This window comes from Streptomyces rapamycinicus NRRL 5491 (assembly GCF_024298965.1).
Taxonomy (GTDB): Bacteria; Actinomycetota; Actinomycetes; order Streptomycetales; family Streptomycetaceae; genus Streptomyces; species Streptomyces rapamycinicus.
Genome location: NZ_CP085193.1, coordinates 5,777,776 through 5,792,979 on the forward strand (window position 1 = coordinate 5,777,776; position 15,204 = coordinate 5,792,979).

The 15,204-nt window shown below is 74.0% G+C and carries 9 protein-coding genes; 3 read left to right on the plus strand and 6 right to left on the minus strand.

The window, feature by feature from the left end:
* Nucleotides 1-100: 100 nt before the first annotated feature.
* The 3 genes from LIV37_RS24040 to purD all read right to left on the minus strand — a co-directional run bounded on the left by LIV37_RS24040 (nt 101) and on the right by purD (nt 5,375).
* On the minus strand, nt 101-1,600 hold the full coding sequence (locus LIV37_RS24040) for a N,N-dimethylformamidase beta subunit family domain-containing protein (RefSeq protein WP_020869686.1): 1,500 nt from the start codon (nt 1,598-1,600) through the stop codon (nt 101-103).
* Between the two features lie 274 nt (nt 1,601-1,874).
* Nucleotides 1,875-3,758: a hypothetical protein gene (locus tag LIV37_RS24045; RefSeq protein ID WP_121824574.1), complete on the minus strand. Its 1,884-nt coding sequence runs from the start codon at nt 3,756-3,758 to the stop codon at nt 1,875-1,877.
* 351 nt (nt 3,759-4,109) lie between these two features.
* On the minus strand, nt 4,110-5,375 hold the full coding sequence (purD, locus tag LIV37_RS24050) for a phosphoribosylamine--glycine ligase (protein ID WP_020869689.1): 1,266 nt from the start codon (nt 5,373-5,375) through the stop codon (nt 4,110-4,112).
* A gap of 400 nt (nt 5,376-5,775) precedes the next feature.
* Between purD and LIV37_RS24055 the strand changes: the two genes are divergently transcribed.
* Nucleotides 5,776-6,510 (plus strand): SLATT domain-containing protein, encoded by a 735-nt coding sequence (locus tag LIV37_RS24055; protein ID WP_121824573.1) that lies wholly within the window; start codon nt 5,776-5,778, stop codon nt 6,508-6,510.
* Between the two features lie 88 nt (nt 6,511-6,598).
* Here the strand turns inward: LIV37_RS24055 and LIV37_RS24060 are convergent, their stop codons facing one another.
* From LIV37_RS24060 to LIV37_RS24070, 3 genes are all read right to left on the minus strand, one after another.
* Nucleotides 6,599-7,249, minus strand: coding sequence for a hypothetical protein (locus LIV37_RS24060; RefSeq protein WP_014053817.1), 651 nt, complete (start codon nt 7,247-7,249; stop codon nt 6,599-6,601).
* A gap of 142 nt (nt 7,250-7,391) precedes the next feature.
* Nucleotides 7,392-8,126 (minus strand): GntR family transcriptional regulator, encoded by a 735-nt coding sequence (locus tag LIV37_RS24065; RefSeq protein ID WP_020869691.1) that lies wholly within the window; start codon nt 8,124-8,126, stop codon nt 7,392-7,394.
* A gap of 186 nt (nt 8,127-8,312) precedes the next feature.
* Entirely contained in the window at nt 8,313-9,674 is a 1,362-nt protein-coding gene (locus tag LIV37_RS24070) for an aspartate aminotransferase family protein (RefSeq protein ID WP_020869692.1), read from the minus strand.
* Nucleotides 9,675-10,016: 342 nt separating this feature from the next.
* Between LIV37_RS24070 and LIV37_RS52125 the strand changes: the two genes are divergently transcribed.
* Nucleotides 10,017-13,253, plus strand: coding sequence for a serine/threonine-protein kinase (locus LIV37_RS52125; RefSeq protein WP_309471167.1), 3,237 nt, complete (start codon nt 10,017-10,019; stop codon nt 13,251-13,253).
* 51 nt (nt 13,254-13,304) lie between these two features.
* Nucleotides 13,305-15,125: a protein kinase domain-containing protein gene (locus LIV37_RS24080; protein WP_121824572.1), complete on the plus strand. Its 1,821-nt coding sequence runs from the start codon at nt 13,305-13,307 to the stop codon at nt 15,123-15,125.
* Nucleotides 15,126-15,204 lie beyond the last annotated feature (79 nt).

The following is a 15,204-nucleotide window of genomic DNA, read 5'->3' on the forward strand; positions in this document are numbered from 1 at the left end:
CGGCGACGGCCGACTCGTCGGCCCCCGGGGTCCAGGGGCGGAGTCCATGGTTCGGGAAGGGGCGGGGAGGGGAACAGCCCGCCGCAGGCGGCGAGATCCGTCACCCCCGCTTGCAGATCCGGTCCAGCAGATTCGCCGTCGCCCGCTGAACCCGCTCATCCGTATGCCCCGGGCGATCCAGCGCGGGCGACCACGCGAACGTCCCCGACGCGAAGACCAGCGCGCCGCTCGGGGCCCGGTACAGCGATGTTTCCTGGTGGCGGATCACCCCCTCCGTGTCCTCGTACGGGGAGTGGGCCAGGAGGATGCGCCGGAGGTGGTCGGGGAGGGCGGTGCGGGGGAAGTAGCGGTCGGCCTCGCCGGCGACCAGGCCGGGCAGTTCGTGGCCCTCCTCCGCGCCCGTGGCCTCCCACAGCCAGTGGCCGGCGTTGCGCACGATCAGGGAGCTCGGCTCGGGCACCCGGCCCGCGTACTGGATGCCGATGAGCTGCTGCTCGGGCGCGGTCTCCCGCCAGAGTGCCGAGCGGCCGGGGCCGCGGCGCTTGCGGCAGGTGAGCAGGCGGGCCGGGCCGGAGGGCGAGGGGGCGAGTTCGACCTGCCAGTACATGGTGTTCGCGGAGAGGAAGACCAGCGAGGTGCCGCTGTCGCGGGCCGCCTCCACGGCTTGGCGCATCGGCGCCGACCAGTATTCGTCATGGCCGGGGAAGACCAGGCCCCGGTAGCGGGTGGGGTCGACGCTGCCCGCGTGGAGGTCGCGCATCTCGGCGTAGGCCAGGTCGTAGCCGTAGCGCTCGGCCCAGCGGATGAAGTCGTAGGCGTGCCCCACGTGGAGGGGCAGCCCCGCGCCCGCGTACGGCCGGTCGAAGGAGACCGTGGTGGCCGCCTCCGACTCGCCCAGCAGCTTTCCCCGCTCGTCCCAGGCGTGGTAGAGGCTGGCGCCGGTCCGGCCGTCCTCCGGGTAGAGGTTGTACGCCTGCCAGGTGAGGTCGGGCAGGACGAGGAGGAGGTCGGCGGGGCGGCTGTCGCGGACGGTGAAGGGGATGTGGCTGCGGTAGCCGTCCACGGTGGTCAGCACCGCGACATAGGCGCCGAGCTTCCAGTACGAGGGGATCTGCATCCGCCAGGACAGCCACCAGTGGTGGCAGGAGACGGTGCGGTCGGCGGTGAGCGGGGGCGGCTGGACGATCCCGGACAGCCGGGGGCTGGTGGTGATCTTCAGCGCGCCGGTGCCGTCGTAGTAGCCGATGCGGTAGATGTCCACGCTGAACTGCTGGGGCGGGTCCACCGTGATCCGGAAGTCGATGGCCTCGCCGGGGGCCGCCGCGGAGGTGGAGGGGAAGCCCTTGATCTGCCGGTGGACATCGTCGGCGGTGCGGGGGCCGGGGATCCTGGCGGAACCCCTCTCGCCGATCCGCTCGGCCGCCGGGGCGTCGGTCCCGGAGAGATGGACGTCGTCGACGTACCACGGGACCACCCGGCCGGTGTCGTCGAAGTAGTTCTCACTGTCGCGCAGCCAGGGCAGCGGGCCCTGGCCGAAAGGATCCGTCACCGCGTGAGCGAGCGCTCCCGATTCCCAGCGCCGGATCTGGTCCGTCCCCACAACTGTTCCCCTCCCCTGCGTACCCGGCGGCGCCACGCCTCGCTGTCCTCGCACACCGCACCGCCGCGGGTCCGGCCTTGTGGGCCGGGCTGCGGGGCCGGGCTCGCGGTTCGGGCCGGTTGGGCCGGAACTCCTGGGCCGGGCGACAGCGACCGGTCCAAGCACATCACATTACGCACCTACTCCGTCACCGATAGTCGCTAAATTGCCGGAAGAGGCACCGAACGCGCGACAGGGGTGGACATAGGAGCGGTATTGGGCGGACCCCGCGCCGCTACACCAGCCGGACGGGCTTCTCCGGACGGACCCCCACCTCGCCGAGCCAGGCGCGCAGCGGCCCGTCGTCGCCGTCCTCCACCAGGCTCAGCACCGGACGGGCCAGATCGGCCCGCCGCCGCCCGCCGACGAGCAGCGCGGGTCCGTCCAGCCAGTCGAGGCCGGGGGCCGCGCCCGCGGTGTCCACGGCGGCGCAGCAGACCATGGCGGTGACATGGTCGGCGAGCAGCTCCCGGCCGGTGCGGGGCGGCTGGAGCGGGAACGCCGGGGCGAAGCCGTCGATCCACGGATCGCCGCCGGAACCGCCGGCGGGTCCCTCGGCCCCCGCCGCGGGGCCCTGGCCGTGCGCCCGGGAGGCGGCGGCCTCCTCCCGGGCCACCTCGACGCTGAGCCGGGCGGCGAGGCGGGGTGCGTCGCCGCCGGCCCCGCCGTCGGAGCCGTCGGAGCGGTTGGTGCCGTCGGCGGGGCCGGTCGGGGCGGCGGTGAGCCGGTCGATGACCCGGGCCAGGGTGGCCGGGGCGGGCCCGCTCGCGCCGGCCGGTGCGGGGGCGGCGCCGACGGGCTCGTGGGCGTCGTCCCGCTCGTCCAGGAGCCGGTTCAGCCGGGCGGCCTCCTGCCGCCACTTGCGGTCCACGACCTCATCCGGATACGCGCCCCAGTCGACCGGGGACCAGTCGGGGCCCGGCTCCGGCGGGCCGCCGTGGAAGAGGCGGGCGGCGAGCAGCGAGGTGGCCTCGTCCATCACCCCGGGCTCCTCCAGCAGGTCGCAGGCCGGGCGCTCGCTCAGCCGGGAGGTGAACCCCTCGGCGAGCCGGTCGCGGCGGGAGAGCTCGGTGAGCGCCGAGACGACGCCCGCGTCCAGCCGGGAGGGCCAGCGGCCCATCCGCCAGGCGGGCAGCGCGACCCGGGTCAGCAGCCGGTCCCAGCCCGCGTAGGCGAGGCCGACCTGCTCCTGGGCGACGATCCGCAGCCCGTAGTCGACCGTCTGGGCCCGCTCGGAGGCGGCCGCGGCGACCGCGCGCTCCATCTCGGCCGCGTGGTCACGGCAGCCGCGCAGCAGCAGCCGGGCCACCCAGCCGACGAAGCCGAAGGCTGGCCGGCGCACCGCCGCCACCAGGGCGGGCACGGGCCCGGACGACGGTTCGCCGCCGCGGGCCGCGACGGCCACGGCGGCGTCAAGACCGCGCACGAAGCGGCGGGCGGAGGCTATGTCGGGGTGGACGGACGGGCCGGTGCCCGCGACCACCGGGGCGAGCAGCGCGCGCAACTCGGCGACCCGCATCCACCACAGGAACGGCGAGCCGATCACCAGCACCGGCGCCCGCGGGGCGCGCCGCTCGGGGCGGTCCACGACCCGGTCGGCACCGGCCGCCGCGCCGGGCCCCCTGGTGCCGCGTACCGGGCGGGGCTCCTCGACCGCGAGGGCGCCGCGGTCCCGGCGCTCCCGGCGCTGGGCGTGCGCCGGATGCGTACGGTCCTCCAGCCAGCTGTCGCAGTCGGGGGTCAGCGCTATGGCGGAGGGCGCGGGGACCTCCAGGCGCTCGGCCAGATCGCGGACCAGCTGATAGAGGTCGGGCGCGGTCTCCTCGGCGATGGGCACCGTCGGGGTGACCGCGGGCCTGGCCCGGACGACCACGGCGGCCACGGCCGCCGCCAGCAGCAGCACCACCAGGGCGCCCCCGGTCACCACCCAGCGCAGGGCCGTCCAGCCCTCGTCCTGGGAGCCGCCGATGCTGCCGGTGGCGCTTCCGGCCAGCAGCACGACGGCGGCGGCGGCCGGGAGGAGTGCGACGGCGAGCGCGGTGCTCCGGATGCGCAGTACCGCGAGGGCGCGGGCACGCGCCGCCAGGGCACCTGCTTCGGGACCTGCCACGGTTCTCATCACCCCCTACTGTCCGGCCGGTGTTTGAACAGCGGACGACGGCGGCGTTGTTTTCTCCCCACCCACTGTCGCACCGGCCGCCGACTCCGCAATGCCGGTGGGCCAGTTGCCGCACCTCGCCTGAGCGGCACACTAGTTGGGGGCCGGGCGTGCGTCAGCAGGATGCGGAACCGCTCACCCGATGGAATGGCCTTGGGCAAAACCGGGAACTTCGCGATGGCGACGCCGGGCCCCGTGTGAACAGGCGGAAGCGGCCTTCCGGACCGTTCACCGGCCCGTTCGAGCCCCTGGTTGAGACACTTCTTACAGCCGTCCCCGGCTCTGCTTGCGAACCCGCTGCACGAACCCGCTCTACGAACCCGCTTCGGCCGCCGCCTTCGCCGCGATGTCGGAGCGGTGGTGGGAGCCCTCCAGGCCGATCCGGCCCACCGCGCGGTACGCCCGCTCGCGCGCCTTCGCCAGGTCGGAGCCGGTCGCGGTGACGGAGAGCACCCGGCCGCCCGCGCTCACCACCTCACCGGACGCGCCGTCCCGCTTGGTGCCCGCGTGCAGGACGTACGCCTTGGGGCCGTCCTTCTCGGCCACCTCGTCCAGCCCGGTGATCGGGTCGCCGGTGCGGGGGGTGCCCGGGTAGTTGTGCGAGGCGAGGACGACGGTCACGGCGGCGCCGTCGCTCCAGCGCAGCGGCGGCTCGTCCGCCAGCCGGCCGGTGGCGGCGGCGAGCAGCACCGCGGCCAGCGGGGTCTTCAGCCGGGCCAGCACCACCTGGGTCTCCGGGTCGCCGAAGCGCGCGTTGAACTCGATCACGCGCACGCCGCGCGAGGTGATCGCCAGGCCCGCGTACAGCAGCCCGGAGAAGGGCGTGCCGCGGCGGCGCAGCTCGTCGACCGTGGGCCGGCAGACCGTGGCCACGACCTCGTCCACCAGGGCGGGGTCCGCCCAGGGCAGCGGGGAGTACGCGCCCATGCCGCCGGTGTTCGGGCCCTCGTCGCCGTCGTGGGCGCGCTTGAAGTCCTGGGCGGGCTGGAGCGGGACCACGGTCTCGCCGTCGGTGATCGCGAAGAGGGAGACCTCCGGGCCGTCCAGGAACTCCTCGATCACCACCCGGCCGCAGGCCAGCGCGTGTGCGCGGGCGGCCTCGACGTCCTCGGTCACCACGACGCCCTTGCCCGCGGCGAGGCCGTCGTCCTTGACGACGTACGGGGGGCCGAAGGCGTCCAGCGCCTCGTCGACCTCGGCGGGGCTGGTGCACACATAGGCGCGTGCGGTGGGCACGCCAGCCGCCGCCATCACGTCCTTGGCGAACGCCTTGGAGCCCTCGAGCCGCGCGGCCTCCGCGGACGGCCCGAAGGCCGGGATCCCGCGCTCGCGCACGGCGTCGGCCACCCCCGCCACGAGGGGGGCCTCCGGCCCCACGACCACCAGGCCCGCCCCCAGGGAGGCGGCGAGGTCGGCGACGGCGGCACCGTCGAGCGCGTCGACCGCGTGCAGTTCGGCCACCTCGGCGATGCCGGCGTTGCCGGGGGCGCAGTGCAGTGCGGTGACGTCGGGGTCGAGGGAGAGAGCGCGGCACAGGGCATGTTCGCGGGCGCCGCCGCCGATGACGAGGACCTTCACGGTAGGCAGCCTATTGCCTGGGGCTGCGGGCGCTGTGCGGCGGGGGCCGCGGCGCGGTCCGAGGGCGGTCAGGTTGCGGTCAGGGGGCGGTTCGAACGCGCTCCGAGGGCGGTCGAGGGCGGCTCGGCGTCGCGGCTCGGCGTCGCGGCTCGGCGTCGCGGCTCGGCGTCGCGGCTGGGCACGGTTCGGCGCGGTTCGGCCGGGAGTCCCGTGCGGGCCCCTGCGCCGTGAGCGGGGCCACTCTTTTGGGTGAGGAGTGGGTGGTCCTATACCCGATGGGACAGCCCCTACGGGCTGAAATCCGGTGATCGAGTCCTCGTGGCCAGCCGTTCGGCGGTAGGAATGGTGGTCGCGCATCAGCCGCGCGCAGGAGAAACGCCGCCGCAGAGGGAGTCGCACGGTGAGTCAGCCGGAGATGCAGCCCGAGGGGCTCCCTCGGCAGGAGGGTGCGAGGATCCAGGGTGACCTGCTCGGCCGGCCCTTCCCGCACGGCGACTGGGGGGAGCCCGCGGAGCGGCTCGACGAGTTGTACCAGTGGGTGGAGGAGGGCGCGCTGGAGGTCGCCGGGTGGTACCTCGCCGACCGGGTGTGGAAGCGGCGGGCCGCCCGGGTGCTGCGGGTGGGGGCCGCGGTGGCGGGGGTCGTGGGGGCCGTACTGCCGTTGCTGGATCTGAACGGAACGCTGGACGGCGGCGCTGGATGGGGCGCGCTGGCGCTGCTGCTGGCGGTCGCGTGCGTCGGCGGCGACCGGTTCTTCGGGCTGACGTCCGGCTGGATGCGGGACATGGCCACGGCGCAGGCGGTGCAGCGGCGGCTGGAGGTGCTGCAGTTCGAGTGGGCGTCGGAGAGCGTGCGGGAGGTGCTGGGCCCGACCGAGGGCACCGCGAGCGAGGCCGTGGAGCGGTGTCTGTCGGTGCTGCGGCGGTTCTGCGAGGACGTGTCGGAGCTGGTGCGGGCCGAGACGGCGGGCTGGATGGTGGACTTCGGATCCGGTGCCGCGCCGCTGGTCACGCAGTCGCTGATGGCCCAGGGCTCCCGTCCGGACAGCGGGAGCCCCGCGAGCCGCTTTCCGCTGCCGCCGGGCCCGGCCCGGCCCAATATGCCGCGGCAGCGTCCTCCCGAGCCGCCCCGCTGATGACGGCCGCGGGGCGGTCGGAGACCTCGCTGATGACGGCCGCGGGGCCTCCCGGGGACGGCGGTCGGCCCGGCGGACGGCCCGGCGGTCAGCTGAAGACGATCATCGAGCCCTGGCCGAGGCTGCGCGTCGCCGCCGCGTGCAGGCCCAGCCACACATGGCGCTCCCGCGCGAAGGGGCTGTCCTCGTACGGGACCGATGCCGCCGGCTCCTCCAGGCTCGTGGGGCGGGCCGGGGGCGCGGGGGCGGCCGGGGGGTTGGACGGGTCGATGCCGAGCGCCGGGGCGACCGCCTCCAGTTCGCGCAGCAGTCCGTGGCTGGAGCCCAACGGGCCGCCGCCCTCGAGGAGTTCGTCGTTGGACAGCGGGCTCTGGAAGTCGACGGGGACGTACGCGCCCGCGTGGTCGTAGTGCCACACCAGATGCGACTGCTGGGCCGTGGGCTCGAACATCTCCAGCAACTGCTCGTAGTCCCCGCCGAGTTCGTCCACCGGCGTCACCGCGAGTCCGCACAGCTGGAGCAGATAGGCACGGCGGAGGAAGTGCAGCGCGTCGTAGTCGAATCCGGCCACCGGTGCGACATCCCCGGAGAGACCCGGCATATAGCTGAAGACGGGCACGGGCGGCAGTCCGGCGTCACTGAGCGCCTTGTCGTACGCGGCGATCTCTTCGGCGAAGGGGTTGTCGGGGCTGTGGCACAGCACATCGACGAGGGGGACCAGCCAGAGGTCACATGCCACGCGATCTCACTCTCGTATCCGTACGGTCGATGGTCGGCCCAGCGTAATGCCCCACGTACGCGGCGCGAAGAGTGCAGGACGCCGGCCCTGGGGGGCCGGGGCCCACGGACCAGGTGGAGTTCGCGAAGAGTTCAGGGGGAGATCAGGGAGAGTTGACTTCCGGCTCTGTCGCCGTCCGGTTCCGCGAGCGCGTCTCCTCCCCCGTCACCAACCGCTCGATCAGCGCACGGAAATGCGTGTTGTACGCCGCTATGAGCCGCTCCGAGTCATGCGGATCCCCACGGGTGACCGCCGCCGTGAGCTCGCAGTGCCCCGTCCACAGCAGACCCCGCAGATCGGGTACGCGGCGCAGGTACGGCACCGTGAACACCCAGGTCTGCACCCGCAGCCGCTGCAGGAAGTCCAACACGTACGGATTGCCGACCAGCCCGCAGATCTCCCGCCAGAAGCGCAGGTCGTAGCCGATGAGGATGTCCAGGTCACCGGAGCGGGCGGCCCGCTCGGCCTCCTCGGCCCGGCGCCGCACCGAGGCCATCACCTGCGGGGTCATGCTGTTCAGCGTCTGCTCGACGTAGTGCCGGAAGACGCCCTCCACCACCATCGTGCGGGCGTCCACCATGTGCCGGAAGTCCTCGATGGTGAACTCGTGGACCTTGAAGCCCCGGTGCTCCTCGACATCGAGCAGCCCCTGCGAGCACAGGTCCAGCAGGGCCTCCCGGACGGGGGTCGCGGAGACGCCGTACTGCTGGGCGATCTCCTTGACGGTGAACTGGCGCCCCGCAGGGAGCCTGCCCGCGAGCACCTCGTCACAGAGCGCGTCGGCGATCTGCTGCCGCAGGGTGTTCCGCTTGACCGGGCTGGTGCCGGGCACGGGCATCGAGGACCGTCTCCTTCCACGGCCGTCGGTGTAAGAAAGCGGACGGCCCTCGCATCACGATATGCGAGGGCCGTTGCGCGGAACACGCAGAGTGCGTCGGTGGTCTACACCGGGCAGCCGTCGGGCGGCGGTCGGGCCGTGTCCAGGGGCAAACGGGCAGCGCCCGGAAGCCGGTACCGGAGGCCGCTACGAGGTGTGCGCGTCGGCCGCGTTCAGCGCCTCGTCCAGGATCGCCAGACCCTCCTTGGCCTCGGCCTCGGTGACGGTGCACGGCGGCACGACATGGGTGCGGTTCATGTTCACGAAGGGCCACAGACCGCCGCGCTTGCAGGCCGCCGCGAAGTCGGCCATCGGCTGGTTGTCCGCTCCGCCCGCGTTGTACGGCACGAGCGGTTCGCGGGTCTCCTTGTCCTTGACCAGGTCCAGCGCCCAGAAGACGCCGAGGCCGCGCACCTCGCCGACCGAGGGGTGGCGCTCGGCGATCTCCCGCAGCGCGGGGCCGATCACGTTCTCGCCGATCGCGGCGGCGTTCTCCACGATCCCCTCCTCCGCCATCGCGTTGATCGTGGCGACGGCCGAGGCGCAGGCCAGCGGGTGGCCGGAGTAGGTGAGCCCGCCCGGGTAGGGGCGCTGGTCGAAGGTCGCGGCGATCTCGGCGGAGATCGCGACACCGCCGAGCGGCACATAGCCGGAGTTGACGCCCTTGGCGAAGGTCAGCAGGTCCGGGGTGACGCCGAAGTGGTCGGCCGCGAACCAGTGGCCGGTGCGGCCGAAGCCCGCCATGACCTCGTCCAGGATGAACACGATGCCGTAGCGGTCGCAGATCTCCCGGACCCCGGCCAGATAACCGGGCGGCGGAACCATGATCCCGGCGGTGCCGGGGATGGTCTCCAGGATGATCGCGGCGATGGTCTGCGGGCCCTCGAAGGCGATGGTGTCCTCGAGGTGGCGCAGCGCGCGCTCGCACTCCTGCTGCTCGCTGTCGGCGTGGAACGGCGAGCGGTAGCGGAACGGCGCCCAGAAGTGCACCACACCCGCCGAGGCGGTGTCGGAGGGCCAGCGGCGGGGGTCGCCTGTGAGGTTGATCGCGGCGGCGGTGGCGCCGTGGTACGAGCGGTAGGCGGAGAGCACCTTGGCGCGGCCGGTGTGCAGCCGGGCCATGCGGACCGCGTTCTCCACCGCCTCGGCGCCGCCGTTGGTGAAGAAGATCTTGTCGAGGTCGCCGGGGGTGCGCTCGGCCACCAGCCGCGCCGCCTCGGACCGCACGTCCACGGCGAACCCCGGCGCGATGGTGCACAGCTTCGCGGCCTGCTCCTGGATCGCGGCGACGACCTTGGGGTGCTGGTGGCCGATGTTGGTGTTCACCAGCTGGCAGGAGAAGTCGAGGTAGCGGTTGCCGTCGTAGTCCCAGAAGTAGGAGCCTTCGGCGCCCGCGATGGCGAGGGGGTCGATCAGGCCCTGCGCGGACCAGGAGTGGAAGACATGCGCACGGTCGGCGGCCTTGACGGCGGCGCCGGCCGCGTGGTCGGGGCTGGGCTGCACGGACACGTTCGTACCTCGGATCGCTCGCGGGTCGGGGCGGCACCAGCGTACGGACCCCGGCCCCGCGCCCGGCACCGACAGCCTGTCCGGGTTTCGGGTCGTACGCCGACATCCTGCCGGGCGGCGGGGGACCTGTGGCCGTCGCCGGTGGCCGGGGCGGGGCTGTCCGGATTTCGCTCCCGGCGGTCCGCTCCGGAGCTCCGGGATCCGGTTCTCCGGCTCGGGAGTGACACAGGACGGATACGGAACCGATAACGGATCGTCCGCGTCGTCCACTTCGCTCTCAGCCGCCCTTATTCTCTCCGGGGGGCTGATCAGGGGGATTCACGGGGAAGGGACGATCGACGCATGGAAGACCTGGGGGCCGAGGACCCTCGCTGGATCGGTGAGTACCGGCTGCTCCGGCGTCTTGGCGCGGGTGGCATGGGCCGGGTGTTCCTGGCTCATTCAGCACGCGGACGCACGGTGGCGGTGAAGCTCGTCCAGACCGAGCTCGCCCAACAGGCCGAATTCCGGCGGCGGTTCAAACAGGAGGTGCGGGCCGCACAGCGGGTCGGGGGCGCGTGGACCGCGCCGGTGCTGGACGCCGACACCGAGGCCGCCACCCCATGGGTCGCCACCGGCTACATCGCCGGTCCCTCCCTGCACGCGATCGTCGCCGAGTCGGGCCGGCTGCCCGAGCGGACCGTCCGCATCATGGCCCACGGCCTGACGCAGGCGCTCCGCGACATCCACGACGCCGGTCTGGTCCACCGTGACCTCAAACCGTCCAACGTCCTGGTCACCATCGACGGCCCGCGCGTCATCGACTTCGGCATCGCACGGGCGCTGGAGACCGTCACCGACGGCATCCTCACGCGCAGCGGCGCCGTCGTCGGCTCGCCCGGCTTCATGTCGCCCGAGCAGGTGCGCGGCGAACGGGTCACCCCCGCCAGCGACGTCTTCTGCCTCGGCTCGGTGCTCGCCTACGCGGCGACCGGCCGTCAGCCCTTCGGCACGGCCGACAGCGGGGTGCACGCGGTGATGTACCGCATCGCCCAGGAGGAGCCGGACCTGGAGGGGCTGCCGGAGGGCCTGCGGGACCTCGTCACCGACTGCCTGAAGAAGGCCCCGGACGACCGGCCCTCGCTGGATGCGCTGCTGGAGCGCACGGCCGGGGCGGACGACGACGGCGAGCCGTGGCTGCCGGGCACGCTCGTCGCCCAGCTCGGGCGGCACGCGGTGCAGTTGCTGGAGGTGGAGACGCCCGCCGGGCCGGGGGTGCCCGCGCGCCCGGCCGTACCGCCCATGGCAGGGGCGGCGGGCCCCGCCGTCCCGCCGCCGCCCGCCGCACCGCCGTCGGCCACCTCGTACCCCCTGGCCCCGGCGGAACCCCCCACACCCCCGCCACCGACCACCCCACCCCGCCCCTCGGCGGCCCCACTCCCCCCGGCTCCGTCCACCCCGCCCTCGACGGGCACGGCGCAGGGCGGCCCGGCCCGGCCCGGCGGGCACCCGGCCGCGCCGCAGGCGGGCGAGGACCAGGGCAGCCCCGACCCGGCCGCCGGACCACCGGCAGGCGGCCCGCCGTCGGCCGACCCGCGCCGGCCCGCCGACCCGTCCGGCGCCCCGCAGGCCGCCGCGCCAGACCCCGGTGGGGCGGCCGCGGGCCCGCAGAACGCCACGCCATCGGCGGGTACGCCGCAGACCGGAGCGGGCCACGGCGCACCCGGAAGCGCCACCCCGCCACAGGCCGGGGGAGCCGCCGCCCCGCCCAACGCGCCCGGTGGCGACGCACCCGGCCAGGGCACCCCGCCCGCGGCACCCGGCGAGCCTGCCGCCGCACCTCAGGCAGGCGCCGGGCAGGCGCCCGGGGGCGCCGCGCCGAGCCACGGCACCCCGCACGCGGCCCCACCCGCGACACCCGGCGGACCGCCGGCCGCGTCCCAGGCAGGCCCGGGACAGGGCACGCCGGGCCACGCCACCCCGCACGCCGCCACACCCGCGACACCCGGCGGGCCCTCCGCCGCACCGCACGCGGGCGCCGGGCAGGCCGGGCCGCCGGATCACGGCACCCCACACGCGGGCGCACCGGGCCATGGCGCGCCCGGGAACGCCACCCCGCCGCAGGCCGGAGGAGCCGCCGCCGCTCCCCACGCACCCGGTGGCGCCGGAACGAGCCACGGCGCTCCGCACACCGCCGCGCCCGGAACGCCCGGCGGACCCTCCGCCGGGCCGCACACGGGCACCCCGCACGCGGGCACGCCCGGCCACGGCGCGCCCGGAAACGCCACCCCGCCACAGGCGGCAGCCCCGGGTGCCGCCGCCCCCAACTCGCCCGGTTCCGGCGGGCCCTACGCCCCCGGGGCGTACGGCTACCCGTCGCACGCCACGCCGCCGCAGGCGCCGCAGGCGGGCGCGGAGGGTGAGCCGCCGACGCCATCGCATGGCTTTGGGCCGCCCGCGGTCACCTCGTTCGGGGCGGCCGCCGGGTCGCCTTCCGCCGGATTCGGCGGACCGGGTGGACCAAGCGGACCGGGTGGACCCGGTGGACCAAGCGGACCGAGCGGACCGAGCGGACCGAGCGGACCGAGCGGACCCGGTGGACAGAGCGGGCCCGGGGGCAGCTCGTCGCAGCCGCCCCCGAAGCCGAACCGGCGGCGCCGTAAGACACTCATCGTCATCTCCGCCGCCGTCGCCACCGCCCTCATAGCCGGGGTCGCCGCGCTCGTCATCGTCAAGGGGAACGACGACAAGGGCGACCGGGCCAAGACCGACTACGACAAGGCGACGCACACCGCGCCCAACCCGGGCGGATCGGGCGGATCAGGCGGCGGCAACTCAAAGGGCCCCTCCGGGGGTTCGGACGGCCCCGATCCGTCCGCGACCAAGCTGGAGACGTCGGGCGACGTGCCCACCGAGTATCTGGGCGCCTGGGAGGGCGAGATCAAGGAGAGCGGCGACTCGACCGGCAAGATCCGCCGGGTCGTGCTCTCGCAGGGGCCGGTCGGCGGGGTCGTCGCCGAGACCCTGACCTCCGACTCGGACTCGTTCTGCCAGGACTCCGCCAAGCTCAAGTCGGTGGACAGCCTGCTCCTCATCGAGGACGAGGAGGTGTCCACCAGCATCCCCGAGGACAGTTGCAGCGCGGTCGGCGAGCAGACGCTGCGGCTGGGCAACGACGGCACCCTCGCCTGGAGCACCACGGACGGCTCCTCCGAGGCGACGCTGCGCCCCTCCAAGAGCGGCGGCAAGCCCATCCCCTCCGGTTATGTGGGCACTTGGCTGGCCAAGGACGCGTTCGGGAAGCCCGACGCCACGTTGAAGATCACCATCAAGCAGGGCGCGATCGGCTCCGTGGTGGGCCAGGAGGTCGCGGACAGCAAGAAGTACCACTGCGAGGGTGACCGGATGCTGGCCTCGGTGGAGAAGGGACTGGTCCTCAGCCCTTCGAAGTTCACCGGGGGCACTCCCAAGAATCTCTGCGGACCCGGCACGTCACTCACGTTCACATCTTCCGGACATGACAAGCTGCGTGTCGAATATGACGACCCGGACGATTACAGCGATGAGACGATGACACAGACGTTCACCCGCCTCGACTGATCGGCCGATCGGCAGAGGGACTATCGGCACAGGGACAGGAGCCACACCGCGATGGAGAACCTCGGGGCCCAGGACCCGCGGTGGATCGGCGAGTACCGGCTGCTCGGCAAGCTGGGCGAGGGCGGAATGGGCCGGGTCTACCTCGCCCGCTCCGCCCGCGGCCGCACCGTAGCGGTGAAGCTCGTACAGGCCGAACTCGCACGCCAGGCCGACTTCCGCGGCCGCTTCAAGCGGGAGGTGGAGGCGGCGAGACGGGTCGGCGGGCAGTGGACCGCGCCCGTGCTCGACGCCGACACGGAGGCCGAGGTGCCGTGGGTGGCCACCGGCTACATCGGCGGTCCGTCCCTGCACAGCGTCGTCGCCGAGGACTTCGGGGCACTGCCCGAGCGCTCGCTGCGGATCCTGACGAACGGGCTGGCCCTCGCGCTGCGCGACATCCACGGCGCCGGGCTGGTCCACCGCGACCTCAAGCCGTCCAACATCCTCGTCACCATCGACGGTCCGCGCGTCATCGACTTCGGCATCGCGCGCGCCCTGGACGCCGTGGGCACCACCACGGGCGGCAATCTGACGATGACCGGCGCGGTCGTCGGCTCGCCCGGGTTCATGTCGCCCGAGCAGGTGCGGGGCGAGCCGGTCACGGCCGCGAGCGATGTCTTCTGCCTCGGCTCGGTGCTCGCCTTCGCCGCCACCGGACGTCAGCCCTTCGGCAACCTGGACAGCGGCATCCACGCCCTGATGTACCGAATAGCCCAGGAGGAGCCCGATCTGGTGGGGCTCCCCGACGGCGCGCGCGGGCTGGTCACCGCGTGCCTGCACAAGGACCCGGCCAAGCGTCCCTCGGTGGACGAACTGGTGGCCGCCACCCAGCCGGTGACCGATGACGGCGAGCCCTGGCTGCCGGGCGGACTGCTCGCCCGGCTGGGGCGGGACGCGCTCCAACTGCTGGAGGTGGAGGCCGAGAACGCGCAGCCGGACGCCGCGGCGCCGCAGCAGGGCCCGTCGGCGTACGGCCACCCCCAGACCGCCGCGCACACCCCGCCCGGGCCCTCCGGATACGGCACGCCGCCGCCGTCCGCGTACGCGACCCCCCACGCCCACGCGGCCGGGGGTTCCCCGTACCAGATGTCCCAGCCCGCCACCCAGCCCTGGCAGGGCGGCTATCAGACGCCGATGGGCTTCCCCGCCCCGGGCACCCGGCTGAGGCCGATCCGGGGTCTGGCCACCGCGTTGATGAGCATGTTCGGCATCTGGCTGGTGCTGACGCTCCTCGACATGGCGCTGAACATCTCGCTGCTGGACACCTACTTCGCCCTCGACTCCGGCGTGGTCTCCAATGACCTGCTCTACAGCAAGCGGAGCGACGTCGAGGCGATGGACAGCGGCACCGGCGTCGCCGCGCTCGTGCTCGTCGTGCTGTGGCTGGTCTGGTTCCGGACCGCCTACATCAACTCCACGGTGCTCAACCCGGGGCGGCAGCGGTTCGGCAGCGGCTACTCCGTGGGCGCCTGGTTCATCCCGATCGCCCAGCTGTGGCTGCCCAAGCAGATCGCCAACGACGTCTGGACCTCCAGCACTCCGCCGGGGCCCGGACGCGGCGGCCGCGCGGTGCTGCACTGGTGGTGGACGCTCTTCGTGATCATGTTCCTGATGTTCCCGGTGAACGGGATCAGCGAGATCGTCGGCGACAACGTCCGGGAACAGCGGCCCAGCATCATCATCAGCATCGTCGACGACTCGATCGGCATCCTGACGGCGCTGCTGGCCATCGCCGTGGTGCGGCGGATCACCAAGATGCAGGAGCAGCGGGCCGCGCGGCCCGCCGGTCAGCCGCAGCAGCCCGCCGGGGTGTTCGGCCCGCCCGCGGCGTAGTGGTGCCGGCGCGCGGGCCGCGCTCCCGGGAGCCCAACTCCCGAGAGCCCAGCTCCCGGGAGCCGCCCTCCCGCCGAGT

What these genes read in the sequence shown, in the direction of transcription:
- LIV37_RS24045 (WP_121824574.1), bottom strand. Translation starts at nt 3,758, where the DNA reads ATGAGAACCGTGGCAGGTCCCGAAGCAGGTGCCCTGGCGGCGCGTGCC.
- LIV37_RS24065 (WP_020869691.1), bottom strand. Translation starts at nt 8,126, where the DNA reads ATGCCCGTGCCCGGCACCAGCCCGGTCAAGCGGAACACCCTGCGGCAG.
- LIV37_RS52125 (WP_309471167.1), top strand. Translation starts at nt 10,017, where the DNA reads ATGGAAGACCTGGGGGCCGAGGACCCTCGCTGGATCGGTGAGTACCGG.
- LIV37_RS24080 (WP_121824572.1), top strand. Translation starts at nt 13,305, where the DNA reads ATGGAGAACCTCGGGGCCCAGGACCCGCGGTGGATCGGCGAGTACCGG.